Annotated in this window: 28 protein-coding genes; 20 read left to right on the forward strand and 8 right to left on the reverse strand. The window is 59.2% G+C overall.

Features of this window, described 5'->3' with window-relative positions:
- Positions 1 to 36: 36 nt before the first annotated feature.
- From FIV03_RS14400 to FIV03_RS14430, 7 genes are all read right to left on the reverse strand, one after another.
- On the reverse strand, positions 37 to 789 hold the full coding sequence (locus tag FIV03_RS14400; protein WP_152510031.1) for an ATP-binding cassette domain-containing protein: 753 nt from the start codon (positions 787 to 789) through the stop codon (positions 37 to 39).
- Positions 786 to 1,997, reverse strand: a complete 1,212-nt coding sequence (locus FIV03_RS14405; RefSeq protein WP_152510032.1) for an alanine racemase — start codon at positions 1,995 to 1,997, stop codon at positions 786 to 788. The genes FIV03_RS14400 and FIV03_RS14405 overlap by 4 nt, the downstream gene beginning before the upstream one ends.
- 14 nt (positions 1,998 to 2,011) lie before the next feature.
- Entirely contained in the window at positions 2,012 to 2,965 is a 954-nt protein-coding gene (locus FIV03_RS14410; RefSeq protein WP_031269094.1) for an ABC transporter permease, read from the reverse strand.
- 67 nt (positions 2,966 to 3,032) lie between these two features.
- Entirely contained in the window at positions 3,033 to 4,100 is a 1,068-nt protein-coding gene (locus FIV03_RS14415; protein WP_152510033.1) for a substrate-binding domain-containing protein, read from the reverse strand.
- Between the two features lie 136 nt (positions 4,101 to 4,236).
- Complete coding sequence (locus tag FIV03_RS14420; RefSeq protein WP_173013849.1) at positions 4,237 to 5,292, reverse strand: substrate-binding domain-containing protein; 1,056 nt, start codon at positions 5,290 to 5,292, stop codon at positions 4,237 to 4,239.
- Positions 5,293 to 5,316: 24 nt separating this feature from the next.
- Positions 5,317 to 6,597 (reverse strand): M20/M25/M40 family metallo-hydrolase, encoded by a 1,281-nt coding sequence (locus tag FIV03_RS14425; RefSeq protein WP_152510034.1) that lies wholly within the window; start codon positions 6,595 to 6,597, stop codon positions 5,317 to 5,319.
- Complete coding sequence (locus tag FIV03_RS14430) at positions 6,597 to 7,811, reverse strand: ROK family transcriptional regulator (RefSeq protein ID WP_082444494.1); 1,215 nt, start codon at positions 7,809 to 7,811, stop codon at positions 6,597 to 6,599. The genes FIV03_RS14425 and FIV03_RS14430 overlap by 1 nt, the downstream gene beginning before the upstream one ends.
- 526 nt (positions 7,812 to 8,337) lie before the next feature.
- Here FIV03_RS14430 and FIV03_RS14435 point away from each other — a divergent pair.
- The 4 genes from FIV03_RS14435 to FIV03_RS14450 all read left to right on the forward strand — a co-directional run bounded on the left by FIV03_RS14435 (position 8,338) and on the right by FIV03_RS14450 (position 11,540).
- Positions 8,338 to 8,820 carry a hypothetical protein gene (locus FIV03_RS14435; RefSeq protein ID WP_152510035.1) on the forward strand — a complete coding sequence of 161 codons (483 nt, stop codon included), beginning with the start codon at positions 8,338 to 8,340 and terminating at the stop codon, positions 8,818 to 8,820.
- Positions 8,792 to 10,372, forward strand: coding sequence for a terminase (locus FIV03_RS14440; RefSeq protein WP_152510036.1), 1,581 nt, complete (start codon positions 8,792 to 8,794; stop codon positions 10,370 to 10,372). The genes FIV03_RS14435 and FIV03_RS14440 overlap by 29 nt, the downstream gene beginning before the upstream one ends.
- Before the next feature lie 44 nt (positions 10,373 to 10,416).
- A complete protein-coding gene (locus FIV03_RS14445) occupies positions 10,417 to 10,848 on the forward strand; it encodes a hypothetical protein (protein ID WP_152510037.1) in 432 nt (143 codons plus the stop codon).
- Positions 10,849 to 10,922: 74 nt separating this feature from the next.
- Entirely contained in the window at positions 10,923 to 11,540 is a 618-nt protein-coding gene (locus tag FIV03_RS14450) for a hypothetical protein (RefSeq protein ID WP_152510038.1), read from the forward strand.
- A gap of 14 nt (positions 11,541 to 11,554) precedes the next feature.
- Here FIV03_RS14450 and ftrA read toward each other — a convergent pair whose 3' ends face one another.
- The gene (gene ftrA / locus FIV03_RS14455; RefSeq protein ID WP_152510039.1) at positions 11,555 to 12,556 is read right to left on the reverse strand and encodes a transcriptional regulator FtrA; all 1,002 of its coding nucleotides are present in this window, start codon (positions 12,554 to 12,556) and stop codon (positions 11,555 to 11,557) included.
- A 79-nt stretch (positions 12,557 to 12,635) separates the two neighbouring features.
- On the opposite strand from ftrA, the gene FIV03_RS14460 reads away from it, so the two are divergent.
- The 16 genes from FIV03_RS14460 to FIV03_RS14535 all read left to right on the forward strand — a co-directional run bounded on the left by FIV03_RS14460 (position 12,636) and on the right by FIV03_RS14535 (position 25,758).
- Positions 12,636 to 13,034, forward strand: a complete 399-nt coding sequence (locus tag FIV03_RS14460) for a rhodanese-like domain-containing protein (RefSeq protein ID WP_023000422.1) — start codon at positions 12,636 to 12,638, stop codon at positions 13,032 to 13,034.
- Between the two features lie 225 nt (positions 13,035 to 13,259).
- The gene (locus FIV03_RS14465; protein WP_152510040.1) at positions 13,260 to 13,730 is read left to right on the forward strand and encodes a hypothetical protein; all 471 of its coding nucleotides are present in this window, start codon (positions 13,260 to 13,262) and stop codon (positions 13,728 to 13,730) included.
- A gap of 148 nt (positions 13,731 to 13,878) precedes the next feature.
- Entirely contained in the window at positions 13,879 to 14,349 is a 471-nt protein-coding gene (locus tag FIV03_RS14470; RefSeq protein ID WP_152510041.1) for a hypothetical protein, read from the forward strand.
- Positions 14,350 to 14,497: 148 nt separating this feature from the next.
- The gene (locus FIV03_RS14475; protein ID WP_152510042.1) at positions 14,498 to 14,968 is read left to right on the forward strand and encodes a hypothetical protein; all 471 of its coding nucleotides are present in this window, start codon (positions 14,498 to 14,500) and stop codon (positions 14,966 to 14,968) included.
- Between the two features lie 148 nt (positions 14,969 to 15,116).
- Positions 15,117 to 15,605 carry a hypothetical protein gene (locus FIV03_RS14480; protein WP_152510043.1) on the forward strand — a complete coding sequence of 163 codons (489 nt, stop codon included), beginning with the start codon at positions 15,117 to 15,119 and terminating at the stop codon, positions 15,603 to 15,605.
- Positions 15,606 to 15,713: 108 nt separating this feature from the next.
- Positions 15,714 to 16,193, forward strand: a complete 480-nt coding sequence (locus tag FIV03_RS14485) for a hypothetical protein (protein WP_023000427.1) — start codon at positions 15,714 to 15,716, stop codon at positions 16,191 to 16,193.
- Positions 16,193 to 18,442, forward strand: a complete 2,250-nt coding sequence (locus FIV03_RS14490; protein ID WP_152510044.1) for a hypothetical protein — start codon at positions 16,193 to 16,195, stop codon at positions 18,440 to 18,442. The genes FIV03_RS14485 and FIV03_RS14490 overlap by 1 nt, the downstream gene beginning before the upstream one ends.
- Before the next feature lie 325 nt (positions 18,443 to 18,767).
- Positions 18,768 to 18,989, forward strand: a complete 222-nt coding sequence (locus FIV03_RS14495; protein WP_006936041.1) for a hypothetical protein — start codon at positions 18,768 to 18,770, stop codon at positions 18,987 to 18,989.
- Positions 18,989 to 20,692 (forward strand): portal protein, encoded by a 1,704-nt coding sequence (locus tag FIV03_RS14500; protein ID WP_152510045.1) that lies wholly within the window; start codon positions 18,989 to 18,991, stop codon positions 20,690 to 20,692. Before FIV03_RS14495 ends, FIV03_RS14500 begins: the two co-directional genes overlap by 1 nt.
- On the forward strand, positions 20,679 to 20,993 hold the full coding sequence (locus tag FIV03_RS14505; protein WP_006936039.1) for a hypothetical protein: 315 nt from the start codon (positions 20,679 to 20,681) through the stop codon (positions 20,991 to 20,993). Before FIV03_RS14500 ends, FIV03_RS14505 begins: the two co-directional genes overlap by 14 nt.
- Before the next feature lie 2 nt (positions 20,994 to 20,995).
- Complete coding sequence (locus tag FIV03_RS14510; RefSeq protein ID WP_152510046.1) at positions 20,996 to 21,907, forward strand: hypothetical protein; 912 nt, start codon at positions 20,996 to 20,998, stop codon at positions 21,905 to 21,907.
- A gap of 80 nt (positions 21,908 to 21,987) precedes the next feature.
- Positions 21,988 to 22,881, forward strand: a complete 894-nt coding sequence (locus tag FIV03_RS14515; RefSeq protein WP_152510047.1) for a hypothetical protein — start codon at positions 21,988 to 21,990, stop codon at positions 22,879 to 22,881.
- A 27-nt stretch (positions 22,882 to 22,908) separates the two neighbouring features.
- Positions 22,909 to 23,190, forward strand: a complete 282-nt coding sequence (locus FIV03_RS14520) for a hypothetical protein (protein ID WP_152510048.1) — start codon at positions 22,909 to 22,911, stop codon at positions 23,188 to 23,190.
- A gap of 137 nt (positions 23,191 to 23,327) precedes the next feature.
- Positions 23,328 to 24,113, forward strand: a complete 786-nt coding sequence (locus FIV03_RS14525; protein ID WP_152510049.1) for a hypothetical protein — start codon at positions 23,328 to 23,330, stop codon at positions 24,111 to 24,113.
- Between the two features lie 275 nt (positions 24,114 to 24,388).
- Positions 24,389 to 24,835, forward strand: a complete 447-nt coding sequence (locus FIV03_RS14530) for a hypothetical protein (protein WP_139314136.1) — start codon at positions 24,389 to 24,391, stop codon at positions 24,833 to 24,835.
- Positions 24,836 to 24,849: 14 nt separating this feature from the next.
- Complete coding sequence (locus tag FIV03_RS14535) at positions 24,850 to 25,758, forward strand: hypothetical protein (RefSeq protein ID WP_152510050.1); 909 nt, start codon at positions 24,850 to 24,852, stop codon at positions 25,756 to 25,758.
- The last annotated feature ends 349 nt before the right edge of the window (positions 25,759 to 26,107 follow it).

A 26,107-nucleotide genomic window follows, 5' to 3' on the forward strand; every position in this document is an offset into this window, starting at 1 on the left:
GGCAGTTGCCGGAGGCTGATGGTTCTGGCGGAAGGATCAGGCCGCCTGGCCGGAAACGCCGGTGATCATGGAGACGATTTCGTTCTTGTCCGTCTCGCTGGTCTTGCGAACGCCGATCTGCTGACCACGGCGCAGGACGCAGATGCGGTCGGAGAGGCGGAAGACCTGATCCAGACTGTGGCTGATGATCAGGATGGCGAGGTTCTTTTCCTTCAGCGATGCGACCAGCTGTTCGACCTTGGCCGTTTCCGCGACGCCGAGGGCAGCCGTCGGTTCGTCCAGCAGAACCAGCTTGCTGGCCCAGTGGGTGGCCCGCGCAATGGCTATGCCCTGACGCTGGCCGCCACTGAGGTCTCGAATGACAGAGGCGGCGGAGGGGATGCGGACATCCAGCTCGTCGACCAGTTCCTGGCATTCCCTGCGCATGCGCTTCTTGTCGAGCAGCCCGAAGGGCGGCTTGGTCAGTTCACGGCCGAGGAACATGTTCATGTAGACCGGCTGCTGGTCGGCAAGGGCGAGGTCCTGGTAGACGACCTCGATGCCGAGACTGCGGGCCGAGCTGGCGTCTGAGAAAGATGCCGGCGTGCCGTCCAGCAGGATGTCACCCGAGGTTGGCTTATGGACGCCGGAGATGATCTTGACCAGCGTCGACTTGCCGGCACCATTGTCGCCGACAAGAGCAACGATCTCTCCCGCGTGAAGGTCGAGTGAGAAGTTCTCGATGGCGACGACGCCACCGAACGCCTTGTGGATGTTCTTCAGGGACAGAACGGGATTGTCGGCGGTCATTGCTGGAACGCTCCCGGCCAGGAGACGGCATCTCCGAAGCCATTTTCGATTGTGGTGACGGCAGGCGTGCCAGCGCTGACGCCGGAAATGCCGACGACAAGCGCCCGTGTGACGAAGGCCTGACCGCGGAAGCCGAAGACCACCGTGTCACCGGCGCGCACGGGTTTGGGCGAGGTGGCGTCGATCATCGCGTAATAGTCGATGGCGGAATAGTCGGGTATTTCGACTTCAAGCAGATCAGACTGGCGGGAAGTCGGCTCCGAGGAGACGAGGGCCTTGACCGGGTACTTCGGGAAGACCGGATCGATGTAGAGGCCACCACCGAAGCAGTAGGCCTTGCCACCGTGGTGGTGAGAGACTTCCGAGAGATAGAGCACGGCCGGATCTTCCGGCAGGTCTTCCACTGCATGAAGAGGTGTCGTGCCGTGGAGACCGTTGCCCGGTTCGCACTGGGTGGCACCGGCTTCGGCAAGGGCGCCGAGCACTGCGGAGGACGTGGTGCCAGGAGCGTTGATCTCGATACGGCCGCGACCTGCAGCTGCCAGTGCTTCGGCGGCGCGGGCGAGGGTCGACAGGTTCGGCGTCGGTTTGACCTTGCGCGTTTCCAGATCGAAAAGCAGGGCGGGGAAGGTCGTGATGCCGGCAAAGGCTCCACCTTCCAGGGCATCAAGCTGTTCAGCCACGGCGACAATGTCTTGCGCGTCGAAGCCGCCTTCATGGCCACGATAGAACGTGTCGCCTTCGGTCTGGATCCGGGCGAGCAGGTTCTGTGTCCTGCCGGCGGACTTGGCGGCAGCGGCAGCTTCCTGTGCCTTCTCGGACGAGAAGACCGTCCAGTAATCCGGTTGCAGTTTCGCAGCGGCAAAAGCGGCTTCCTGCCTCGGAACCTGGACCAGGTGGCCGAGATGCCCGGTCTTGAGCCCCGCCCGGTCGCAGGCGAGAGCGCAGGCCATGTCGACCGCAACGGATCTTTCGATGCCGCCGCGCATGACCGCCTGGCAGAAACCGGAATGGCGTCCGACCTGCTTGGTCATGGCGAAGGTTTTCAGGCCGTGCTTGTCAGCCTCTCCCTTGAAAAGGCGAGCGTTGCGTTCGACCGCGTCCAGATCGAGAACATAGGCATTGGCAGGGATCTTGCCGGCCTGATGCAGCGCCATGGCGGCTTCGATGAAGGCCGGGTTGCGGCGCATGAGAACGTCGAGAAACATCGTGGTCCTCCGGGTTACCGGCTGGTGTCGCGCAGGGAGACGGCGACTGCGACGAGAATGATGAGACCGCGGACGATCATCTGGTCGGAGACATCAAGCCCCATCAGGATCAGTCCGTTGTTGAGCATGCCCATGAGCAGCGAGCCGAGCAGGGCGCCAATGACGGAGCCCTTGCCGCCGTTGAGGGCGGTGCCGCCGACGATAACGGCTGCGATGACCGTCATCAGGTCGCTTTCGCCGAGCGTGTATTTGGCAGCCTGAAGGCGTCCGGCGTAGAGCAGGCCGGCAAGCCCGGCCATGGCGCCGCACAGCGTCAGCACGCTGAGGCGGATGCGCGGAACCTTGATGCCGGAAACCTGGGCGGCCCGGGGATTGTCGCCTGTTGCCACCACATGGGCGCCAAACCGGGTGTTGCGGTAGACGATATGGCCGATGACGACGGCAGCGATGGTCCAGATGACCAGCGAGGGGATGGAGAACAGGCTGCCGGAGCCGAAGATGCCTGCGAAGGTGTCGTTCAGGACCGGGATCGAGCGCAGGTCCGTCATGGAGCGGGCGATACCGGCGAAGAGGCCCATGGTGGCCAGCGTCACCAGGAAGGACGGCAGGCGCAGATAGGCGACAAGGACGCCGTTCATGGCGCCGATCAAGGCACCGGCTCCGATGCCGGCGATGACGCCGACGACCAGCGGGTAGCTTTGGAGGGCAAGCGCGGCGGCGAGAGCCGAGACAGCAACGACTGAGCCGAAGCTGAGGTCGATCTCCCCGGCGGACAGCGCGAAGACCAGACCGATGGCCATGATCGTTGCCGGTGCGGTCTGCAGAACGATGTTGGTCAGGTTGCGGGGCGACAGGAAGCCGACGTCGTGAAGAGTGAGAGCAAAGAAAAGAAAGATTCCGAGAAACCCGAAATAGATCACGCCTTGCTTGTAATCGAGTTGTCTTAGTCTCGAAACCGCCTGGGTCATGGATTGCCTCAAGTTCGAAGAGGTAGGTGACGGCAGGCCGCAAGGCGCGGCCTGCACGGAAAGGGATTTACTTGGCTGCTTCGGCAACGCTTTCGGGCGGATCCATCTTCATGGACTTGTTCCAGCCTTCGGTGACATTATCCGTACCAACCGTGATGGCGTCGACCACCAGGAACGGATCGACGGACTTGCCGAGAAGGCTGGCCGCAGCGGACCGGGCCGCGTAGACGCCGATGCTGTAGGCTTCGTCCGCGATGATTGCCGCGGTGTTGCCACCCTTCAGCATGTCGAGGGCAACCGGTTCGTTGAGGTCGATGGTGACCACCTTGGTGGTGTCGTTGCCCTGCTGGCGCAGAACCGAGAGGACGCCGAGTGCGGGTTCTGCCCACGGCGTATAGATGCCGCCGAGATCCGGGTTCCGTGACAGCATTGCCCGGGCGATGTCTTCGGCGTTCGCGGGATCGGTCATTCCGGACTCGATGGCGATTTCCATGTTCGGAAACTCGTTTTCGATGGTCCATTTGAACGCCTGGTCACGCTGGTTGGTGACCGGGAAATCCGCATCGTGGAACATGTAGCCGACCGTACCCGTCTCGCCCATGGACGCAGCGAGTGCCCGAGCGGCCTTTTCGCCGATCTGAACCAGGTCGGCGGAGACGACGGTGACATAGTCCTTGCCATGGGTGAAGCCGTCGACGGCGTTGTCGACGAAGACAAGCTTCACGCCGGCATCGCGGGCGATGCCGTAAACGGTCTGTGCTGTGGTCGGGTCGATCGGCAGGGATACGATGATCGACGGCTGGTTGGCCATGATCGTCTCGACGTCGGACTTCTGGCGGGCAGAGTCGAAACCGGCGTCGGTCTCGGCAATGACCTTGATGCCGAGCCGTTCGAACTCGTCCTTGGCGCCGCGCGCGACCGCGTTGGACCAGTCGTAAAGCTCGTGCCAGGCAAAGGCGGCCGTGTAATTGCCTTCGGCCACTTTCGCGACTTCGGCATCGGTCAGTTTGAGCGTTGCGACCGGCGTCGGGGCTTCGCCCTTCGGGCCAACCGTTTGCGGGCGGTCAGCAGCCGAGGCCATGGCGGTCATGCCGACCAGCAGTGTCGACGCCAGGAGTGTCTGTAACTTGAACATGCGACTTCTCCGTAAGGTTCGGTATTAACCGTCGGAAAGACGGTGTTGCTTCTCGGAGGTCCGTGCGGGTTTTTAGAATTGTTGTGAGGACCTGTTGGCCGGCAGGCTGTGATGGGCAGCCTGCCGGAATGCCGGGTCAATTCGCGGAGGTAACGCTTGCCGGCGGGTCGATGTTGAGGGACTTCTTCCAGCCCTCGGCAACGTTGTCTGCAGTCACGGTGATGGCCGGTGCCGCGATGAAGGGCGGAACGTCCTTGTCGACGAGGCGCAGGGCTGCGGCAGCTGCCATGGCGCGGCCGAGTTCATAGGCTTCGTCCGCAACAATGGCTGCAACGTTGCCGCCGCGGACCATGTCGAGAGCTACCGGTTCGGACAGATCGAGCGTGACGATCTTGGTGTCCTTGTTGCCGTTGGCACGCAGGGCTGCGAGCACACCTTCGGCCGGGCCGGCCCAGGTCACATAGATGCCGCCGAGATCCGGGTTCTTGAGCAGCATGGCGTTGGCGATTTCCTCAGCGCGAGCAGGGTCGCTGATGCCTTGTTCCGCAACGATCTTGATGTCCGGATAGTCGTTTTCGATGGTCGACTTGAAGGCGTTGTCACGCTGGTTGGTCACGTAATAGTCGGCGTCGTGGAAAATCCAGCCGACGGTGCCCGTGCCGCCCATGGCGCTGGCGAGCGCGTCGGCGGCCTGTTTACCCATCTGGTAGAGATCGTCGGTCACGATGGCCGCGTAGTCGCGCGGGTGCTCATAATCGGCAGGCAGGTTGGACAGGAATACCAGGGAAACACCGGCATCGCGGGCTTCCTTGAAGGCGGCGGCGGATGTGACCGGGTCAAGCGGTAGCGAAAGGATGATGTTGGGTTCCTTGGCCATGGCCGTTTCAACGTCGCTGCGCTGCTTGGCGGCATCAAAGCCGGCGCTGGTGGTTGCGACAACCTCAATGCCCAGGCGCTTGAACTCGTCCGTTGCACCGGCTGAGACCGCGTTCACGAAATCGGACTGGTCGTGCCAGAGCAGGGCGGCCTTGTACTTTGCGTCCTTGATGGCGGCGACGGCATCGTCGGGAACCGTCACTTCGGCGGAAAGCGTCGCCGCTTCGCCCTTGGGACCGACCGTCTGGGCCATAGCGGAGACTGACATCAGCCCGAGAAGGGCGGATGTCGCCAGATGTTTGACTAGCAGTTTCATTTCTAACCCTCTGTTATGTTTGGTTCAGTCTGCTTCTTCTTCCAGGCCGCAATAGTCGGCCACGAACAGCGCGAAAGCCCTGACGGCTGCCAGATAGCTTTCCACCTCGATGCGCTCTTCGAATGTGTGTGCGACGCTGATGTCCCCAGGTGCGCAATAGACCGCGGGACACCCGATCTCGTTGACGAGAAAGGGAGATTCCGACCAGTAGGGCGCACCGCCGATGGCGCCGCCGGAGAGGTTCCGGCCGTTCGTGGCGACCTCGACGCAGCGGGACAGCTGCTGGGCGGCGGGCGTCTGGCGGGAGATCTCGACGGGTGAGCCGCCGAAGCGGTGATCACGGCCGGCGGGGTACGCAATCCCGATGCCGATGCCGTCGGCGACCGGCGCTGAACGGACGACCGCTTCAAAGGCGGCGACCGCCTCATCCAGCTTCTCGCCGGGGCGGAGCTTGCGGATCAGGGAGAGCTTGCATTCGCCCGGAACGGCAATATAGCCGCCGCCATTGATATGCGTGACGAGGATGGAGGAAGCGCCGACCAGATCGTGCTTCGGTCCTGCTGCCAGTTCCGCCTCATGTTGCCAGAGGTTGCCCAGAATTGCGTGGGTTGCCTTGAGGGCATCGACGCCCAGCTTTGGCGTACCGAAATAGGCGGATTTGCCGGTTATGGTGATATCGGCAATGAAGAAACCGATCTGGGCCGTATAGACATCCAGCCTGGTCGGTTCGACATAGACCGCGAAATCCGGCTTTGCGATGGTGCCGTCCTTGACCCTTTTGACGAGATCGTGAGCGCCGGCGCTGACGCCGGTGCCCGGTTCGCCGCTTTCCTCATCGCCGATGAAAGCGAAGGAGAGGCCGCCGGCGGGACGGTAGCCCGCCTTCTGCAAGAGCCTGAGGCCGCCAAGTGCGGCGCAGATGCCGCCCTTGAGATCGCAGGCGCCGCGGCCCCAGATCTCACCGTCTATCAAGGCGCCGCCGAAGGGGCTTTCCTGCGGCTTGCCCTGCCAGGCTTCCTGCCAGCCGCGCACATGCACGGTGTCGGTGTGGCCGACGAAGAGGAGGCGGGGGGCATCGTCACCGGTGACCGGCTGGTGCTGGCCCCAGACGTTGAGGCGACCAGGCAGGAATTCGCCGGAACCGGTTTCAAGTCCGAGCGTTTCCATTTGCGATTTCAGGAAGGTGGCAAAGCCGGTTTCGTTGCCGGTGACGCTGTCAATCGACAGAGCGCCGCGAAGGAGATCGATGTCGGCGTCCCGGTCCTGCGTGGCCAACAGCTTTTCATGCAGGTTTGAGGAAATCATCAGGCCGCTCCCTTCTTGAAGGTTTCGATGGACGGCGGCGGAACGGCGATTTCAACGCCCTTGAGGCCTTCGGTGAAAAGCGACAGGTGCAGGCGGGAGAGGGCGACGGAGGCGCCGCCGGCAAGGGCTGCGTGATTGCCGAGGGTCGACTTCTCGATCAGGACAGGGCGGGGGAAGCATCTGGAAATGAATTTGCGGACATTGCCGAAGAGCTCGTCCCGCGTGCCGATGGAACCGCCGATGACGATGCAGGACGGGTCCATGACCGCTGCCAGCGCTGCCATGACGCGGGCGACCTGGCGGGCGATTTCTTCCAGCGTTTCTGTGGCGGCAGTGTCGCCTGTGTTTGCGGCGTCGAAGATGTCCGGCACGTCCAGTGTTCTGCCGGTCTTGCTTTTATAGAGATCGGTGATGGCGTGGGTGGCGGCGACACGTTCCAGGGCACCGACTTCCAGGCTTTCCGGTTCGAACGGATCAGCGCCGAAGGGCAGGTAGCCGATTTCACCGGCAGCGCCGTTCATGCCCCGGTGGAGCTGGCCGCCGATGACGATGCCCGCACCGATACCGGTGCCGATGGAGACGTAGATCAGGTCGTCCTTGTCGCCGCGTTTGGTGAGCCAGTGTTCACCCAGGGCGGCAAGGTTGACGTCGTTTTCGATAAAGACCTCGATGCCGAGGATCTCGCGCCAAAGGCCGGGGGCGTCGATGTCGCCGATGCCGGGGATGTTCGGGGCCATGCGGATGTGGCCGGTAGCCGGGTCCGGAGCGCCTGGTACGCCAATGACGGCGACACGAGGCAGCTTGAGCGAGGGGCTGGCTTCGGTCGCTGCCCGGCGGATGAGGTCCGCGACCTGATTGACGACGGCAATGCCGCCCTGCCTGTCGGTCGGCTCCACCAGCTCCGAGACGACGGCCCCGGTGAGGTTGCAGATGGCAACACGGATCTTGGTGCCGCCGAGATCGACGCTGGCAACGGATGCCGCATCCGGCACGATTTCATAAACCACGGCACGGCGGCCGATATGGCCTTCGGTCTGTCCAACCGTGCGCACCCAGCCTTCTTCTTCCAGATTGCCGACGATTTCCGAAACCGTCTGTTTCGACAGGCCGGTGATCTTGGAGACGCTCGCCCGGGAGATCGGGCTGTAGCTGGCAATCGCCTGGACGATGGCACTCAAGGACATGCGTCTGGAGATGTTCGAGGGGTCTGCCAAGGCTACGCTCCATTAGTTCGTTCTGTCACCGAACTAATTAGATTTTGAGACACGAGTCAAGCGGTGCATTGAAAAATCGGGAGAGATTGAAAGCAGGTTGAGGGGGGCGGCGAGAGAAAAACGATGTCTGAGTAATCGAAAAGACAAGCGAGTGAAGGCAGTTGCGGGTGGGGCGGCAAGAGCCGAAAAAAATGATCCGATGCGCACAACGGAGGCAGTCACCAAGTTCCTGTTTGCAAGGGTGCTTTTGAAAAATGCGGTCTAAACAGTGGCTTCAGACTTTAGGACGACGTGGACAGCTTCGACAAAACCGGGCAAAAAGGGGCATCCTTATTTTACCGTGGATCAGTGTGCCCAAGAGGCCTGGTACCGGTTTTACGCTTCTTCCCAAAACCAAAGACAATTTCAGCAAGGCGCAGGCTTTTGCATCTGGTGCTTCGAGCGCCGGGGCCAAGGACCGGCGATGGGGAAGCCGCGGACCGTGTCTTGAACTGACCTCCAGACGACTTGCAGGAAAGTGCGACCCATGACTTTGCCAGAAGGGGGCGGCAGCGCGCTGAAGTGGCCGACAGCCAGAGCGCGCCGGAAGGTGTGCGCGGAGTTTTGCGCGCATATTGCCGCCGGATATTCGATCGACAGTTTTCCGGACGCCGACCGCCGGACGATCCGCTATTACGCCGAACAGTTTCCCGAGGACTTTCCGCCCGCAAGGCTGGAAGAAGCCGCCCGGCGCGGCCTTCTGGAGTGGGAGCGGATCGGCAAGGACGGCGCCAGGGGAGAGCTGGCGAAATTCAACGCCAGTGCCTGGACCTTTGCCATGAAGAACCGTGCCGGCTGGCGGGAGCGGACGGAGCCGGAAGCATGGCCGGTCTGGAGCGAGCCGGAAGACAGCCAGACACTCGAGACATTGAAACCGCGCAGCTCGGAGGAAATCGCTCTGGGCGTGATGGCATTGCTGACCGGAAAGGATATGCCAAAGGATGGCGACGGCCCTCGAAACGCTGATTGACCACATCGACCGGATGCCTGCGGACGAGCGGGTTGCCTTGCAGAAACAACTGGATGAGGCGGGGGTGCTGGACCAGTTTTCCGTCTGGCGGCCTCAGGCCGGACCTCAAACGGAAGGCTATTTCTCAAAAGCCGATCTGACGCTTTACGGCGGCGCGGCAGGCGGCGGCAAGACGGACCTGATTGCCGGGCTGGCGCTGTTTGCCCACCACAAGGCAGCGATTTTCCGTCAGTCGCTCAAGTCCCTGAAGGGCTTGAGCGAGCGCATGAACACGCTGATGCGCCAGGCGGGCATGGGCAAGATTTCCGGCAATCCGCCAAGGTGGACCGGGCCCGACGAGCGGCTGATCGAATTTGGCCACCTGGGGCTGCCGGGGGCGGAAGAGGACTGGCAGGGGCGCGACCATGACCTGAAGGCCTTCGACGAGGGCGCGCAGATGGACCCGCGCAAGATCATCTTCGTGCTCGGCTGGCTGCGCACGACACGGAAGGGCCAGCGTTGCCGCGGTTTGATCGCCACCAATCCGCCGCTGGGCGGGCATGGGGACTACCTGAGCGACTGGTTCGCGCCCTGGCTCGATCCGCTGCATCCGCTTTACGGCAAGGTGCAGCCGGGCGAGATCCTGTGGGCGGTCTTCATTGACGACGGCGATGCCATACGCACGGTGTGGGTGGACGGGCCGGAGCCGGTGGAGATCGAAGGCGAAGTCCGGACGCCGAAGAGCCGGACCTTCATTCCGGCACGGCGGCAGGACAACCGCTTTCTGGGAACGGACTACGATGCCCAACTCGACCAGATGCCCGAGCCGATGCGCACGGCGCTGAAGACCGGAGATTTTCTGGCGGCCCGACAGGACCACGAGTGGCAGGTGATCCCGTCCGGCTGGGTGGACCTTGCCTTCGAGCGATACGACCAGGGCATCGATCGGGACGAACCGATGACGGTGCTGGCGGTGGATGTTGCCCAGGGCGGCAAGGACCGGACGGTGCTGCAGCCGCTGCATGGCCGGCGATTTGAAACCAACATCGTGCGCAAGGGCACCGACACGAAAGACGGTGCCGATGTCGGTTCGCTGATCATCCGCGAGCGGCGCGACAATGCAATGATCGTGGTGGACTGCACGGGCGGCTGGGGCGGGGACACGGTTGGCTTCCTGAAGCGGGAAAACAACATTCCGGCGGAAAAATGCGTCTTCTCCGCCCAGTCGGGCGAGAGTGCGAAGGACAGCAGGATCCCGTTCTACAACTTGCGCGCCGAACTTTACTGGCGCTTGCGCGAGGCCTTGCACCCCAAGAGCGGGCTGGGGCTGGCAATCCGGCGGTCGGCGACGGTGAAGGCGCAGTTGACGGCGCATCGCTGGAAGATGCGAAACGGAAAAATCCTGATTGAGAGCAAGGAAGAGATCAAGGAACGGCTGGGCTCTTCCCCGGACGAGGCGGATGCGATTGTCGAGGCATTGGGATGGAAGCAGAAAGCGGAGCTGAAGAAGGTTCTGAGAACCGGGGCCGAAAGCCGGATGGCGCCACTGGGCGACCCGCTGGACGGTTTCTGATCCGCGACCTTTGCCTGCGGGACGCCAGTTTCATCGCGGCCAACATGCGCGATCAGGACCTGCGCGAAATCGCCTGTCTGTGGAAGGACTGGGACACGCGCGCGCTGGCGGCCTGCGCGTTGCAGACGGCGGTGCCGGGCATGGTGTGGTCGCTCTGGTACGATGGCCAGCCGGCGGCGGCCTATGGCTTCAGCCGGGCGTCCGCCTTCGATCCGGACCACTGGCAGGCCTGGGCCTTCGGCACGGATCGATTCCGCCGATGTGTGCCGGCAATCACACGGCACTTGCTGGATATCCGGCAGATTGTGGAACGGGATTGCCGGCGGCTGCAGGTGATTACGCTGGAAAATCATGACATTGCCCATGGCTGGATCGAGGCGCTGGGCGCAACGCGCGAAGGGCGGCTGAGAGCCTATGGCCGGGGCGGCGAGGACTTTTATGTCTATGCCTGGGCAAGGGGGGACAAGCGGCCATGAGCGTTGTTCGAAACCGGGAAGGCTGGTAGCGTCCGGCCATTGCTATTTTGACGTTTTTATCTGGAGGCTCAGCCTTGTCTTCACCCAAGGACGATCTGCCGGTCGGGCAGATGACGAAACATTTTGCAGGCAATATCTCTCAACTGAATGCCATCGTTCTGTCCGACTATCGCAGGACCGAGGAAAACATCGGTTATCACAAGGGCCGCCTGGACCAGGGGTTCAAGCTGCTGGTCCTCAAGCACTTGCCGTTGCCGGAAGTGTTCGAGTTTCAGGGCACGACCTTGCGATCGGGCGGGCGGTATGGCCTGCCGGAGGAAACGCAGGAGGCGGACAGGCGGCGCGCGACCGTGCATGACGGCATTCTGGCGGACCGCGGCGCTGCGGGATACCGCGATCTGCAGACCCGCGCCCTGAGCCTTGCAACCGTGACCGGGCCGAAGCGTCTGGTGAAGGTCATGCCCACGATCCGGCATGACGAGCATATGGCCCCGCGCGATCAATATCCGATGGGCGGCGGTTTTCTGCAGTGGGACCTGAAGAAGCCCGGCTTGCCGTTTTTCTGCGCGGCGCATTTCAAACCGGGCGGCATGGTGGTGACAGCGGACGGCACGTTTCAGGTGAACTCGGACAACTTTCTGGCCGATTATCCGCAGCGCGAGAAGCTGCAGAAGTATCTGCAGACAGTCTAGATTTCATACCACATTTAGACAGTGCGGGCAGCGAAGCGGATGCGGTAGTCGGTTGGGCGCAGGCCGAGTTTCTTGCGGAAGTGGTGGCGGAGCGCGTGGGCGCTGCCGAAACCGACGCGGGCCGCGATTGTTTCCATGTCGTCGTCGCCCCGGCTGAGGATCTCCTTGGCGGCTTCCAAACGCTCCTGAACCAGCCACTCGCCCGGTGTCAGCCCCGTTGCTTCGGTGAAGCGGCGCTGGAAGGTGCGCGGGCTGAGGCGGCAGAGGGCCGCCATGGTTTCAATGGTCCAGGCTGTCTGCAGCGCCTGCCTGACCCGCTCCAGAACCGGTGCGATTTCGTTGCCCTCGCGATGAGCGACGGGGCGTTCCAGGAACTGAGCCTGGTCGCCGGTGCGGTGGGCGGGAACGACGAGGCGGCGCGCAACGGAGTTGGCCTTGTCTGCCCCGTAATCCTGGCGGATGATTTCGATCATCAGATCGATGCCAGCAGCGCTGCCCGCAGACGTGTAGATCCGGTTTTCCTGACGGTAGAGCGAGGCCTCGTCGACGGTGACGGCGGGGTGCCGCTCGCGCAGCTTTTCCGCGTAACGCCAATGGGTGGTGGCGGAGCGACCGTCGAGCAGACCGGTGGCTGCCAGCACGAACGCACCGGAACAGATGGACAAGAGCCGCGCGCCCCGGCTGTGTGCCTCGCAAAGCCGGTCGGCAAGCGCTTGGGGAACCGGGTAATCCGCCCCTTTCCAACCGGGTACGACGATGATGTCCGCCTCGGCTATGCGTTCCGGGCCATGGTCTGGCAGGAGTGTCAGGCCGCCATGGGCGCGTAAGGGGCCTTCCTCGACCGGGCAACTGGCGAAGCGGTACCAGTCGGAGCCGAATTCGGGGCGGGCCAGACCGAATATCTCGGCGACGATACCGAACTCGAACGTGCAGAGCCCATCGTACAGCAGGGCGACAACAAGCGGCCCTTCCAGAGCTGAGGGGGCCGCGGTTTGAGGGACTGGATCTTTTGTCATGATATTTACGTATATAGTCAATCGCGCCAATTGCCAATCGGCGTTCATACGGCGACAAACAGCGGGAAAGGAGACCTTCATGACCAACAATGTCACCGCTGTTCCGGCCGCACCGAGCGATCTCGCCAGGGAACATTTTGCCGCTGAATTTACCTTCGAGGCCGATTGCTGGGATGTGCACGACGCCCTTCAGGGCGAGCCTGGCTTTGTGTTGCTGGATGTGCGCAGCCCGGCGCTGTTCGAAAAAGGCCATGTGCCCGGCGCGATCAACCTTCCCCACGGCAAGATCATCCGTTCCAAGATGGCCAGGTGGCCGGAGGAGACATTGTTCGTGACCTATTGCGCCGGCCCGCATTGCAACGGTGCCGCACGGGGGGCGTTGCGGCTTGCGGAACTGGGACGCCCGGTGAAGATCATGGCAGGTGGCGTGACCGGCTGGATCGACGAAGGTTTTGAGCTGGCAACCGGTAATTCATGAGCTGAGCCGCAGCAAGAGCCCCTGCCTGCCTGACCCTGCCTGCTTTGGCCGGTCAGGCGGGGGCATTACCAGCAGCATCGGTCGAAGAGAAACGATAGCCAGGGCCGCGGCAAGGGAAGCCTTCAGGAAAGCTCCAGCGGCAGGTTGCAAAAATTCACTGGATCAACCACAATCCTCTCAGGAACAAAGAATGAACATTTTCTAGGGAATTTGGACGCAGGACCCATGGCGGATTTTGAAGATTTGACCGGCTGGCGGGAAGAGCTGGCCGCATTTGAGAAGACGGAAGAAGGCAGGGCCTTCTTTGCCGGCAACAAGCGCTACGGTGGCCGCAAAGTTCCATATGAGAACGTCGTGCAGATGGTTGAACTGATCCGTGGTGATGAAGAGCTGCACGAGGCTTTGAAGAAGACACTCTGGTTTGCTCAATACGTCGAGGAACATGACCTTGAGGCCTATGACGAGCAGTATCAGGAGCTTCATCCTATTGACGCTTACGATACCATTATTTTCTTCGGACGTTGGTACCTGACGAAATCCCGGATTCACGCAGACAAAAGCAACCTACTGATCGCTGCAAATTTGGCGGATGACGTCGAGGCCGGGAATGTGACCGACCTCCGAACAGAGGAAGCGATGGATTTCACGAGGAAAAAATATTCTCCGTTCGTCTCCTTTCCGGGGGAGGAGACGTGATGGAGAAGGTTGTTGCGATAGATGCCAGTGAAATCAGCCCGATCATGAAAAACTTCGGGCTGGAAGGATTGATCGCCACCGCAAAACGGGGCTGAAAGAGCTTTGGAACAATTGATGAACATTTGAGACGAGTTTGGAAACAGGACCCATGGCTGATTTTGAAGATATTACAGGCTGGCGGGAAGAGCTGGCCGCATTTGAGAAAACGGAAGAAGGCAGGGCCTTCTTTGCCGGCAACAAGCGCTACGGTGGCATCAAAGTTCCATATGAGAACGTCGTGCAGATGGTTGAACTGATCCGCGGTGATGAAGAGCTGCACGAGGCTTTACGGAAGAAAATCTGGTTTGCGGCCTATGCCGAAAAGCATGATCTGGAAGTTCACGATGATGAGTTTGTAGAGCTGAACCCGCTCGAGGCTCATGACACCATTATCGATTTCAGGAAATGGTACCTGATGAAAGCTCCGGTTCGCTTTGACAAAAGGGACATGATCGTTGCGACATGGCTGGCCATCGATCTTGAGGAGGGCAAGCTGACATCACTCAGAACTGAACAGGCCCGAGACTTCATCAAGGAAAATTATGCGCGCTATATCTCCTTTCCGGGGGAGGAGACGTGATGGAGAAGATTGTTGCGATAGATGCCAGTGAAATCAGCCCGATCATGAAAAACTTCGGGCTGGAAGGATTGATCGCCACCGCAAAACGGGGCTGAAAGAGCTTTGGAACAATTGATGAACGTTTGAGAGGGATTTGGAAACAGGACCCATGGCTGATTTTGAAGATATTACAGGCTGGCGGGAAGAGCTGGCCGCATTTGAGAAAACGGAAGAAGGCAGGGCCTTCTTTGCCGGCAACAAGCGCTACGGTGGCATCAAAGTTCCATATGAGAACGTTGTGCAGATGGTTGAACTGATCCGTGGTGATGAAGAGCTGCACGAGGCTTTACGGAAGAAAATCTGGTTTGCGGCCTATGCCGAAAAGCATGATCTGGAAGTTCACGATGATGAGTTTGTAGAGCTGAACCCGCTCGAGGCTCATGACACCATTATTGCATTTGAACGGTGGTACCTGATGAAAGCTCCGGTTCGCTTTGACAAAAGGGACATGATGGTTGCGACATGGCTGGCCATTGATTTGGAGGAGGGCAGGCTGACATCACTCAGAACGGAACAGGCCCGAGACTTCATCAAGGAAAATTATGCGCGCTATATCTCCTTTCCGGGGGAGGAGGCGTGATGGAGAAGATTGTTGCGATAGATGCCAGTGAAATCAGCCCGATCATGAAAAACTTCGGGCTGGAAGGATTGATTGCCACCGCAAAACGGGGCTGAAAGAGCTCCGGAACAATTGGTGAACAATTGAGATGAATTTGGACCTAGGACCCATGGCTGATTTTGAAGACATTACCGGCTGGCGGGAAGAGCTGGCCGCATTTGAGAAAACGGAAGAAGGCAGGGCCTTTTTCGACAAATACAGTTCGTGGAGCCCAACAAGACCCCGGGCACCCAAATTGCCATATGAAACAATCCTCCATTTCGCAGAGTTATTCCTCAGGCATCCGGAAGTTCTTGAGGCGCTGAAGAAATCAGGTGCTTGGCGCGATTATCTGAATGCCAATCCGGATTTTGGCCGGGATGATGAGGGGTTTGATGAGCTTTGCCCGTGGGCGGACAACGAAACCGTGTACGACTTCGAACGCTGGTATGCGATGAAAACGCAGATCCCCTATGACGGTAACCTCGATCCCGGCCGGCGCTTAGCCTACAGGGTTGCGATCGGAGAGCTTCCATCCCTGGCGGCTCCGGAGACCCGGGCTTACGCTGAAAAAGAGCATTCGACGGATATCGCCTTTTCAGACAAGGGGGCGAAATGAGAGAGAAGGTTATTTTTCCGGACGTAAGCAGACGCAGTGCTTCTGTCGTGTGCAAGAGTGTTTCGGAACAATTGATGAACATTTGGTATGGATTTGGACACAGGACCCATGGCGGATTTTGAAGATATTACCGGCTGGCGGGAAGAATTGCAGGCATATTACGAAGAAGGGGGGCAAGAGGCGGTCGATTATATCTATCGACATGATCCAGAGGTCTTCCTTGTGAGTACCAGGCTCTCCCAAGTGCAGCGTTTTGCTGAACTTCTGCTAAAAGACCCGGAACTTAGAGACGCGACTGCTCAGCAAATGGAGTGGTTGAAAGTTGTTGACGCCAATGGGGGAGCCGTTGGCAGGGGGGATCCGGAATGGGACAACCGGCCACTAGAGGCTCACATACTCATGGGAGACTTTTACGAATGGTACTGCCTGAAATCCGGGTATCCTCACGAAGCCAGGCACCTGTATAGTTTTGGTATGTTTACTGCCTGCGATGTCCTTGCGGGAAAATACGAATCTGTTCGGTCAAAGGCGTGTGTCGAATTTTTGCTAGATAGTGGTTACATCGAGCAAGACGAAGGAGGCTTGTGATGAGCAAGCAAACAGTCGTTGCACTCGACCATGCCAAGGTCGGGACGTTGCTCGCCTATACTGTCGAAAAAAAATTACCAAAAGAACAAATGAGGAACAAAGTATTTTCTGTTCTTGATGCCGTTGCTGGATTGGGCGACAAGGTTCTCTATGTACCAAGCGTTGGAACAACAGAACTCACAAACAATATTGCGATTGAATATCTGCCGCATTTCGATGGCTGGTTGAAAAAAAGAACTTACAACAACAAGATCCTCACAGCATCCGAGGTGAAATCCGAGCGGGCCAAGAAGAAATTCGATCCGGATAATAGGCGAAACTCGTCCAGAGGGGGGTATGAAGGCTGGGATATGGATGTCCGGCAGTTCATGCTGAATAGAAACAACAGAGAGAAGTACGATTTTCTCGTTATTAGTGCGGACGGTGCTTTTCTAGATAACAAATTCAATGCCGACAATGCACTTGAGCGCATGAAATTCAGACGGATGAGTTTCAAATCCCTGATGATCTCGATGCTCACCCATCCGGATGTACCGCTGACACCGCAACAGCACGACACAATTGTTCACGCAGCGAACTCGACTAGCCAAAAATTTGGTGCTTTTCACAATCTAGAGCAAAGTCACCCGAAGATTCCTGAAAGCTTCGAGGCAGCGCTCGAGATTAAGAACGCTCACCGACCGATTGAACTCAACGTTGGCAAGCGGTTTAAGAAGTTGGTCAAGAACGGCGCGCCGGTTTTCGTTCTTGGTCTTGCCGCGCCGGTGATATTCAACAAGGTTCAGGCACGTGCGGACGAGCGGAACATACCGTTTGCGCAGGCGGCAAGAGAGCTGGGGCTGGAGTTTACAGAGGACGATCTGAAGTCCATGGCGGCGGAGGCGGGCCTCGACCTGGCCGTTTCGCTGACGCCTGTCGGGCCGTTGAAAAAGGCCTGGGACGTTCTGGGCAATCTGGACGACATTATCGCCTTGACCCAGCTTTATGGCGAAGCCTATCCGGACAACCTGGTGATCCGGAAAATGGCGGAAATTGCTACAACTGTGGAAGGTTCGGAAGCATTTGGCGCCTATGTTTATGGCCGGGACGCGCTGACAGGCGCGGTGGGCAGCGCAATCGACTGGGCGTTTGCCGGCAGCGAGGATGAGGAAGAGGCCTTGCAGGCGCTGCAGGGGATACAGAACGCGCTTGAGGCCGGCGGAGCCGTGGAGCAGGCCGCAAGCCGCGGCGCAACACGCGAACAATTGACTGACACCCTGACGAGAGACGCAGAGCTGCGCCGTGGACAGGTCAGGCAACTGTTGTCGGCGGCCCCGATGGCGGCGACAGATGCGCCGCTTACGGCACCGCGGCTGGAGGATGACAGTCTTTCTTCTGAAACCATCCTGATGGATGGCGGGCAAGTGCCATTGGGCGAGAAGCCGGTTTTGCCAGGCTCTTCCGCCATTCTGGCCCCTGGTTTTGAGGAGGCGCGCCAAAACGGCGTGTCTGAGGGCAGCGTGTCTGGAGCCGGCGGAGTTGGGGCCGAAGTGGGCACGGGCAAGCTGGACGGCGTGAGTGCCACAACGGCGGCCGATGTTGCTGACGCCTCAGCCGGTTTGGCTGCATCTGCTGATCTGGCCCGGAAAAGTTCCTATGACCGATATCGGCAGATCGGCAGAACTGCCGCGGAAGAGGCGGAAGCGCTTGCGGATTACGAAAGGCTGTTCAGGCAAAGCTATGTCGAACTGGGCGGCCACAAGGAGGCTGCCAGGGACTATGCGATTTACCGGTTCAAGCAGATGTGGGGTCTTTCGGCCTTCGCGCCGGAGGCGGAAGGGACCGTATTGAAATATCCGGTCGAGACAGCCTATCCGGATCTTGGAAAAGACGGCCATGGTTACGTGCGCAAGGACGTTGAGGACCTGCTGAAAGCACAGGGTGTGCGCGCCGCGAAATGGCATCTGATGCCAAATGACAAGACCGGCCGGGACAGGCGGCAGGCCCCGGCGGACGAGGACGGCTACGGCCCGCGCATGACATTGACCTATGACGACGAGACCGGACAGCGCCATTTGCTGACGGAAGACTTTCAGGCAAATGTCGGCCGGGCTCGGGACAGGGCGTGGCAGACGTACGCCAAAAACAACAGCAGGCGGGCCGCGCGGCAGGCCCCTGCCGCACCGGCTGGAAACGTTCCGGCGGCGCTGGCTGCCGCAGCGCCCGGTAAAGCCGCGCCGCTGGATGGAGCTTCCACCGGGGCGCGGTGAAAAAACACCGCTTCGGGCGCACAACCGGGAAGCTTCAAAATGCCTTTGAGCGGCAAGAGCTTTCCGGAAATGCGTGTCTGAACAACAGGTTCAGACATCTGGCCTTGCTGGACGCTTCGTCAAAACAGGGCTAAAACAGACCTCATACCGGTACTTTGGAAAATTGCGGCTTGGCCGGCAGGAACGCTTTGGCGCTGCCGGATACGTCCGTTCGATCTTTTTCCGGCCGCCTGCGCGGACCGGCCTTGAGGCGCTGCCGCCGTGCCGGCAGGCGGCGCTGATTACACGTTTTCAAGACATTGAGAGAAAGGGACCACCCATGTGCATGTTTGGTGGGGGAGGCTCCAAGCAGCCGGACCCGGAACCGACACCGCCGCCGCCGCGCGAACCCGATCCGCAGCGGCAGGCGCGCAACCTGCAGGAAAACGGGCGCCGGCGCCGGGCCGCCGCCTATAACACCCGGGCCACCAACCTGACCGGCCCGCTGGGCGTTGCCGATTACGGCAGTGCCTCGCGGCCCGGTGTCACACTTTTGGGGCGTGCGTGATGGGGATTGTCGACGATCTGAAAACCGAGCTGCAATCGGCCCGTGCGGAACGCCAATGGGTGGAGGCGGACTGGCAGGACTATGTCACCTATACGGCGCCGGACATGGAGCGGGCCTTCAACCGGCCCGGCGGCGTGAGTGCCCGGGATGGCATGAGCGCCCTGCGCGGGTCTGCCGCCCGGGACCGGTCGCGCAAGCTGTACGACCCGACCGCCGTCTGGCTGCTGGACAGGCTTGCTTCCGGCATCGGCTCGCTGACCATGCCCGAAGGCTTTCCCTGGCATGGGGTCGGCTTCGGCGATCCGTTTGCGCCAGCGCCCAGCCAGGCGGACGAGGAGTTTTTCGAACTGGTGCGCGATCACCTGTTTCGTGTGCGGTATTCGGGGCGATCCGGCTTTGCGCTGGCCAATCGCTCGCGTCTGCTGTCCACCGTGAAACTGGGGACGGGTGTGCTGTTTCCGGTCGAAAACGAGGACAGCCTGGCGGATATCCGCACGCCGGTTCACTACCGCTATGTGCCACTTTACGAGATTTACCTGGTCATCGATGCCCAGGGCAACGATTGCGGGTTCTTTCGGGTGCGCACGCTGAAGGCGTGGCAGGCGGTGAAGGAATATGCCGGCAAGGTGTCGCCCAAGGTGAAGGAAGACGCGGCCGACGCGAAGCGCAAGAACACTGACTACACTTTCGTACATGCCTGCTTTCTGCGCGAAGGCGGCCACGCCCAGGCAACCGACACCAGGAAATCCCGGTTCGAGAGCATCCACTTCGAGGAAGACAGCGGGCATATCTGCCGGCGGGGCGGCTTCTTCGAATATCCGCTGGTGATCAGCCGGTGGGACCGGGACGGGCTGTCGCCCTATGGCTCGCCGCCGCAGGCAAAGCTGATGAGCGACATCAAGAGCCTGCAGAGCCTGGCGCGCGACGGGCTGATTGCCAGTTCGCAGGCGGTGCGCCCGCCGATCGCCACCCATGCGCAGGAGCGCCAGCTTGACCTCAACCCCGGCCGGATCAACCCCGGGCTGATCGACGAGCAGGGCCGGCCGCTGTTCCGGCCGATGATCGACACGGTGAACCCGGGCGCGGCGGATGCGCAGATCGAGACCATCCGCGAAAAGCTGCGGGTGGGGCTTTATGGCGACCTGTGGCAGACGCTGCTGGAAGGCAATGGCCGCACGGCAACGGAAGCCAATATCCGCCGCAAGGAAATGGCCGACATGATCGGGCCGTTCTCCACCAACATCATGGCCGGAAACGAGGCCTTGTTCGAACGGGAGATCGGCATTCTGGGACGAAGGGGCGCTTTTGCCCCCGGGTCGCCCCTTGCCCCGCCGCAAAGCGTGCTGGAGGGCGATGTGACCCTGACGCCGACGGCGCCCATCGACCAGATGCGCGAGGCCGGGCATTTCGAGGCGATCATGGGCTTCCAGGAGTATCTCGGCATCGCGGCTGGGGCCGATCCCTCCATTCTGGATCTGCACGACCGGGAAGCCGAATATGACCTGACTCGCCGCGCGCTGGGGCTGCCCGCCAAGCTGAGGCGGCGGCCGGAAGAGGTGGAAGCACTGCGGCAGGAACGGGCGGCCGAGCAGCAGCAACAGCAGCAGCTTGCGACCGGCGAAAGCATGGCGCGGATCGCCCGCGACGGGGCGCCGCTTCTGCAGGCCCTGGGCGGCGAGGGAGGGCTGGATGGTCTGGCGTAGCCTCAAACGAGCCGCCCGGCGGCGCCGGGAGCGGGCTGGAGTGCTGGAACGGGCCTATCGGTCCGTTTTTTTGTGTCCGGACGGCGAAATCGTGCTGGCGGACCTGGCTGCCGAATGCGGCATCTACCAGGCGCCGCCGGTGAACCTGGAGCCGAGGGCGGGCGGTTATCTGGACGGGCGCAAGGCACTTTATGCCCGCATCCTGTCCATGATCCGCATTCCGCCGGAAGAGCATGCCGCGCTGCAGGAAGCTGCCCGGCTGGAAATGCTGCCCGAGTTCGAAACTGACGAGGAATATTGACGATGTACGACGCGATTGAGCCGGCAGCAGGACCGGAGGCCGGCGGGCACGACGGTTCTGGACACGATGGTATGGGGCATCACCCTTCGGAGGGTGGAGGTTTCATCGACGGCCTGAGCGATGCCGACCGGGACATGGCCGCCAGCCATGGCTGGCGCGATGCTGCCGGCATTCTGGAAAGCTACCGCTCACTGGAAGACAGACTGTCCGGGGCGCTTCAGGTTCCGGGCGAGGATGCCGACAGCGAGGAGCAGGCGGCCTTTTATGCCGATGTTTCCAGCCGCTGGACGCCGAAGGACGGCTATCGCTTCAAAATGCCCGAGACGCTGCCGGAAAACTTTCCCTACGACCGGGCCTTTGCGCAGGAAGCCGGAGACTGGTTCAAGGAGGCGGGGCTTCACCCCGAGGCAGCGCAGAAGCTGCACGACCGGTGGGTGGGCAAGATGGCAGAGCAGTTTTCCGCCCATGAGGAAGCGGCTGATGACGCCGCGCAGAAACAGGGCGAGGCCGCCGAGGCTGCGCATCTTTCCCTGATCAGGGAATATGGCGAACCGGACAGCGACGGCTATCAGAACGCCATTGCCAAGGCCGACCGGGCGCTGAGCACCCTGAAGACGGCCGGGGTGGATCTGACGGGATGGTTCGCGGAAAAAGGCGCCCTGACCACGGCAGGCAGCGACGGTTTGCAGCAGGTGACGGACCCCGTGGCGGTGAAGCTGCTCGCCTTCATCCACGACAGCGCCTTTTCGGAAGACGGCCTGAACGGTTTCGGCGCGGGCGGGGAGGGCGGCAATCCCTTCGAGACCGGCAATCCGGACCTCAGGCAGCAGTCGGACCTTCTGGAAAACAGCCCCTTGCGGGCACGGCAGATGATCGTTGCGGCGGGGCGGGATCCACGGTTGTTCGGGCTTTGAACCTGTCCGAAACTGTTGAACGAATTTGTTTTCTCAGTAGAAAAAGTCGATTTCGTGCGTTTCGGAAATGAAAGATAGTGATGGATAAGTATTGGAAAAATGAACTCAAAAAGAGTTTCGTTGGATCCCGAGTTGATGGCGCTTTCGATCGTGCAAACAAGGGGTCACTAAACGAAAAGGTATATATCGATACGCGGCGCAAAGAAGCGGATGAAGTTGTCGCTGAGATCTTGGCTGAGCATGAGGCGCAGACGCAGAGGCGCGAAGAACTCAGGGAAATGCGAGACTACTTGTTTGACCACTACGGCTCGAGTGGCGTCGGCCTTGAAGGGATGCAGGATGCGCTTCAAGAATTTGGTCGCCAAAGTAAAGAGCACTACCTTGCTAAACAACTAATATCGGGTTTGCTAATATCGAACTCAACTAGAGCTGATAACACATTGAGCCAACTTGGCCTTGGTATGGTCGGTGCCGGTGAGCAAATAGGGATGATAGTAGCAGAAAGATTTGACGATGAAAAAACACGAGCACTTGCGAGACAGTTTCTCGGGCTGGAACAGAATATTTCTGTAAAGGCACGGGATAGTTCTACGGAAAATCCACGTAGTGCTAAGGGAGATCTCAAAATTTCGCCAAAGGTTTCCGGTCGAACTTTTCAGCCGGATAGAAGTGCCCCGCCCAACAGAACACAGTCGCTAAGTGCGCCAGACGTAAGTTCATTCGATGAGGCATTGACGCCAACTTCTACCGAGACTGCGTCGCGATTTTTGCTTCATGAACCAGGAAGGAAAAACGCACCCATACCAGCACCCCGTCCCCACACGGGTAAGAAGCAAGAAGCTTCAGAGGTTAACCCCTTCGACGTCAAGACACCCGACCTGAAATTGCAAGCCGCGCTCCTGGAACGTTCTCCGGTACTTGCGAAACAGTTGATCATATCTGCTAGGCGTGACCCAAAGATGTTCGGCCTATAGGTGTCTGGTATTTAGGATGCAGTTGAAATGGGCTTTAGGGCCAAAAAAGGCGCCCTGAGCACGGCAGGCAGCGACGGTTTGCAGCAGGTGACGGACCCCGTGGCGGTAAAGCTGCTCGCCTTCATCCACGACAGCGCCTTTACGGAAGACGGCCTGAACGGCTTCGGCGCGGGTGGCGAGGGAGGCAATCCCTCCGAGACCGGCAATCCGGACCTCAGGCAGCAGTCGGATCTTCTGGAAAACAGCCCCTTGCGGGCACGGCAGATGATCGTTGCGGCGGGGCGGGATCCACGGTTGTTCGGTCTCTGAAAAGGCCGCCGATTTCGGAAGAGGTTTTCGTGCCAATTTCAATTAAGGGTTGATCAGGAACAAATAATGAACATATTCTGATTGTTCAGCGTCTCGATGCCTTTGTTCGAGAGCGATGATATATAAAGGGATCCGGAATGAAAATGAACACCTTTCGTTTTATCAAAGGCTTTGGGGCAATTCTGAAAGTGTCGGGGGTTATTGCTCTGCCGTCGGTTTGCCTGGCCGCGGACGGTGCAGTCATCCCGTGGGAACAGCAACCTGAAGTTCTTCGGTCTGAAATAGAGGGCTATGTCAATTCAAGCCTCGATCCCGCAATGTTCAAGGTGCAGGTCGCGGAGGATGTCCGTGTGGTCTATCTGGGCTTTTCGCCCGAGGAAATCGAACAGAATGCGGAGCAGTTTCCGGACATTCCAGGCCATGGCATCTCGCATCTGCCCTATGGACGGAACGAGTATTACAGCACTCCGGTGGATGCGTTGGATTACCAGCTTTCCAATACGATTACCGTGCTCAATCTCGATCTGGACAAGAAGCCGGGATCGGATGGTGGCAGTGGCGAGAAGAGTACGGAATTGACTGAAATTCTTGCGCCACAAGGAGAATTCTTTCAATCGCTCGGGTTATCCATTTTTGATTTGATGAGGCTCAAGGATGGTCGGGGCACTCTCGTTGAGTTCGGCCCGCCAATGTCAGTGTTCGACGATTTCGAGTTTTCCTATCGGGACAAGATTCTAGAAACGCCTTGCACATCGGTTTTTGAGTTTGCAGGAACTGACGACGGTACACAGGAAAACACCATGGTTGTTTATTCCGGCGCCGAACCCGGCTCCGCCGATCAACTTCAGTGCCTGGAGATGCAGTCTTTGGTCTTCCTGCGGCCTGCGAGCCTACCACTTTCCACAGCGCTCGAAGAGAGATGAAACTCGCTGGCAGGTGTCGGTTTACTGCGCATTTCCATAAACCTGCACAAGCTGACACCTGCCTGCAAAGTCGTGCTGTGCCATGAGCAATCGTGCCAACTGATGCCAGCAATCCGTCTGTGGAGCAGGTCAGACACCCCGGCAGAAAAATCTGGCGATCTTTTCAGTCTCCGGTGCGAAGGCCTGGTTCTCTAACCGGATGCAATTAAAGGTTTTTTGGAACATATCATGAACAATATACCGGTATCAAAAGATCAAAATCGGAGAGTTCGATTGTGAAACTATCAAGACTATCGGGCATTTTGTTGGGCCTGTTTCTCGTTGCCTGCGCGTCAGATGAAGAGAGAAATTTATCAGGTGCAAACGGGAAAACGGTGGTTTCGGCCTGTGATCCCGGACCGATTTTCGAACGGCTTGAGAAAGAAATGAAAACCGGTCTTGCTGGCGCGGATCAGGAGAGGATTTCTCGCGTATACAACGAATATTTTCGAATAGTGAGAATTTGCGACAAAACTCAAGATATGACTTATGTCGTGAAGCAAGAATATGCCGACAAAAGAACCGCCGCATTTCTCGGTTTTCCACCGCCTCCCCCGTATATTTATACGCAAAAAAAATCCCGAAAAGGTGAGCTTTGCCTCAGTCGGGAGGGCTCGGAAAGTTCGTTGATTTCCGCACCGAAATGGTATTGCGAAAAGGGCGGTTGGTCTGACAACATTTAGATAAGGGCCAAGTAATGGATAATCACGGACAGCAAACGATACGTATCGGTGAGTACAAGCTGTTTGGAGTTGCCTCACATATTGTCATCACAGCTCATGATGAAACCGGCAAGCAGATCTGGGAAGTCAACGGACTTTCACATGACAGGCAAAATAATATAATTCCAATAGGAAAACCCTGGGACGGAAGCGATACGATCAAAGGTCACTTGGATAATTTTTCAAGGATGGGGCATCTCGTCGACAACCAGACAACAATTATCGCGGGGACGCCGGCTGAAATCGAGGCATACAGGATAAGAGCTCGCAGCGCTATTGATCGGATCAATGCTCAAAACCTTGATTACAGAATCGACAACCAAAATAGCAACAGCGTGGCGGGGACGGTCCTGAAGTCTTTCGGGATTTCGCCACAGGAATTGCTGAATTCAACAAGGCATCAATTTGAAAAACCAGTCCCAGGCTTTACCGAAGATCTGATCGGCAACAAAGATGTCTTACCTGCAGGATCGGCGCAGTCAGATCCTGAATTGGATGGTCAGTCGGCGCATGGCAACAGATTACGAAACCATGTTTCTGCTCCGTTTCCGATGCCGAGACCTCATTTGGCAGCGGATGACAACCGTTCGAGGGATAGTCAGCCCGCGTTGCGTGGCGAAAGTGATATTCCGCCGCCATCCTTGAGCGAACCGAAGAGCGGTGAGGCTTTTGAGAACGGTCCCATTCCGAGCGCCAAACCGAGTAGAGCTCGCTCTATGCTCCAGCCTGATAATCTGAAGAATGCAAATCCATTCGACGTGAGAAAACCCGACCTCAAACAGCAGGCCTTCCTTTTGGACCATCAGCCGACGAAGGCGAAGCAGCTTATCCTTTCTGCTGGACGAAACCCGGAGTTGTTCGGGTTCAAGGGTGTTGTCGTTTAACTGAACGACCCCTCAAATTTACGTGGTCCGATGCATTACCTCACAAATCGGATCCATCAGACGCCAGATCCTTGCTCACTTGCGAAGTCCTTTGTGCGCTTTGCCGTCAAAGCAACTCAGGCCTGTGACTGTCATCGCGATATTGCCACCTCGGCTGAGCGATCTTACCCGCTTTGAGCGATTTCTGCCCCGTTAATCGAGGAAACGGAAGTCCTCCAAAACTGCGTATTTCTTTTTTCAACCGGAACGTTGCTTCAGCTACTTCAAAATTGGAAGGGGCGACTTTTTGGCAAATTGCCTGCGGCCATGGCGAGGAAACGTGCGTCATCGACAGCAGTCCGTTAGAGCC

This window comes from Labrenzia sp. THAF187b (assembly GCF_009363375.1).
Lineage (GTDB): Bacteria > Pseudomonadota > Alphaproteobacteria > Rhizobiales > Stappiaceae > Roseibium > Roseibium algicola.

What these genes read in the sequence shown, in the direction of transcription:
- FIV03_RS14400 (WP_152510031.1), bottom strand. Translation starts at nt 789, where the DNA reads ATGACCGCCGACAATCCCGTTCTGTCCCTGAAGAACATCCACAAGGCG.
- FIV03_RS14405 (WP_152510032.1), bottom strand. Translation starts at nt 1,997, where the DNA reads ATGTTTCTCGACGTTCTCATGCGCCGCAACCCGGCCTTCATCGAAGCC.
- FIV03_RS14410 (WP_031269094.1), bottom strand. Translation starts at nt 2,965, where the DNA reads ATGACCCAGGCGGTTTCGAGACTAAGACAACTCGATTACAAGCAAGGC.
- FIV03_RS14415 (WP_152510033.1), bottom strand. Translation starts at nt 4,100, where the DNA reads ATGTTCAAGTTACAGACACTCCTGGCGTCGACACTGCTGGTCGGCATG.
- FIV03_RS14420 (WP_173013849.1), bottom strand. Translation starts at nt 5,292, where the DNA reads ATGAAACTGCTAGTCAAACATCTGGCGACATCCGCCCTTCTCGGGCTG.
- FIV03_RS14425 (WP_152510034.1), bottom strand. Translation starts at nt 6,597, where the DNA reads ATGATTTCCTCAAACCTGCATGAAAAGCTGTTGGCCACGCAGGACCGG.
- FIV03_RS14435 (WP_152510035.1), top strand. Translation starts at nt 8,338, where the DNA reads ATGACTTTGCCAGAAGGGGGCGGCAGCGCGCTGAAGTGGCCGACAGCC.
- FIV03_RS14440 (WP_152510036.1), top strand. Translation starts at nt 8,792, where the DNA reads ATGGCGACGGCCCTCGAAACGCTGATTGACCACATCGACCGGATGCCT.
- FIV03_RS14445 (WP_152510037.1), top strand. Translation starts at nt 10,417, where the DNA reads ATGCGCGATCAGGACCTGCGCGAAATCGCCTGTCTGTGGAAGGACTGG.
- ftrA (WP_152510039.1), bottom strand. Translation starts at nt 12,556, where the DNA reads ATGACAAAAGATCCAGTCCCTCAAACCGCGGCCCCCTCAGCTCTGGAA.
- FIV03_RS14460 (WP_023000422.1), top strand. Translation starts at nt 12,636, where the DNA reads ATGACCAACAATGTCACCGCTGTTCCGGCCGCACCGAGCGATCTCGCC.
- FIV03_RS14465 (WP_152510040.1), top strand. Translation starts at nt 13,260, where the DNA reads ATGGCGGATTTTGAAGATTTGACCGGCTGGCGGGAAGAGCTGGCCGCA.
- FIV03_RS14470 (WP_152510041.1), top strand. Translation starts at nt 13,879, where the DNA reads ATGGCTGATTTTGAAGATATTACAGGCTGGCGGGAAGAGCTGGCCGCA.
- FIV03_RS14475 (WP_152510042.1), top strand. Translation starts at nt 14,498, where the DNA reads ATGGCTGATTTTGAAGATATTACAGGCTGGCGGGAAGAGCTGGCCGCA.
- FIV03_RS14480 (WP_152510043.1), top strand. Translation starts at nt 15,117, where the DNA reads ATGGCTGATTTTGAAGACATTACCGGCTGGCGGGAAGAGCTGGCCGCA.
- FIV03_RS14485 (WP_023000427.1), top strand. Translation starts at nt 15,714, where the DNA reads ATGGCGGATTTTGAAGATATTACCGGCTGGCGGGAAGAATTGCAGGCA.
- FIV03_RS14490 (WP_152510044.1), top strand. Translation starts at nt 16,193, where the DNA reads ATGAGCAAGCAAACAGTCGTTGCACTCGACCATGCCAAGGTCGGGACG.
- FIV03_RS14495 (WP_006936041.1), top strand. Translation starts at nt 18,768, where the DNA reads ATGTTTGGTGGGGGAGGCTCCAAGCAGCCGGACCCGGAACCGACACCG.
- FIV03_RS14500 (WP_152510045.1), top strand. Translation starts at nt 18,989, where the DNA reads ATGGGGATTGTCGACGATCTGAAAACCGAGCTGCAATCGGCCCGTGCG.
- FIV03_RS14505 (WP_006936039.1), top strand. Translation starts at nt 20,679, where the DNA reads ATGGTCTGGCGTAGCCTCAAACGAGCCGCCCGGCGGCGCCGGGAGCGG.
- FIV03_RS14510 (WP_152510046.1), top strand. Translation starts at nt 20,996, where the DNA reads ATGTACGACGCGATTGAGCCGGCAGCAGGACCGGAGGCCGGCGGGCAC.
- FIV03_RS14515 (WP_152510047.1), top strand. Translation starts at nt 21,988, where the DNA reads ATGGATAAGTATTGGAAAAATGAACTCAAAAAGAGTTTCGTTGGATCC.
- FIV03_RS14520 (WP_152510048.1), top strand. Translation starts at nt 22,909, where the DNA reads ATGGGCTTTAGGGCCAAAAAAGGCGCCCTGAGCACGGCAGGCAGCGAC.
- FIV03_RS14525 (WP_152510049.1), top strand. Translation starts at nt 23,328, where the DNA reads ATGAAAATGAACACCTTTCGTTTTATCAAAGGCTTTGGGGCAATTCTG.
- FIV03_RS14535 (WP_152510050.1), top strand. Translation starts at nt 24,850, where the DNA reads ATGGATAATCACGGACAGCAAACGATACGTATCGGTGAGTACAAGCTG.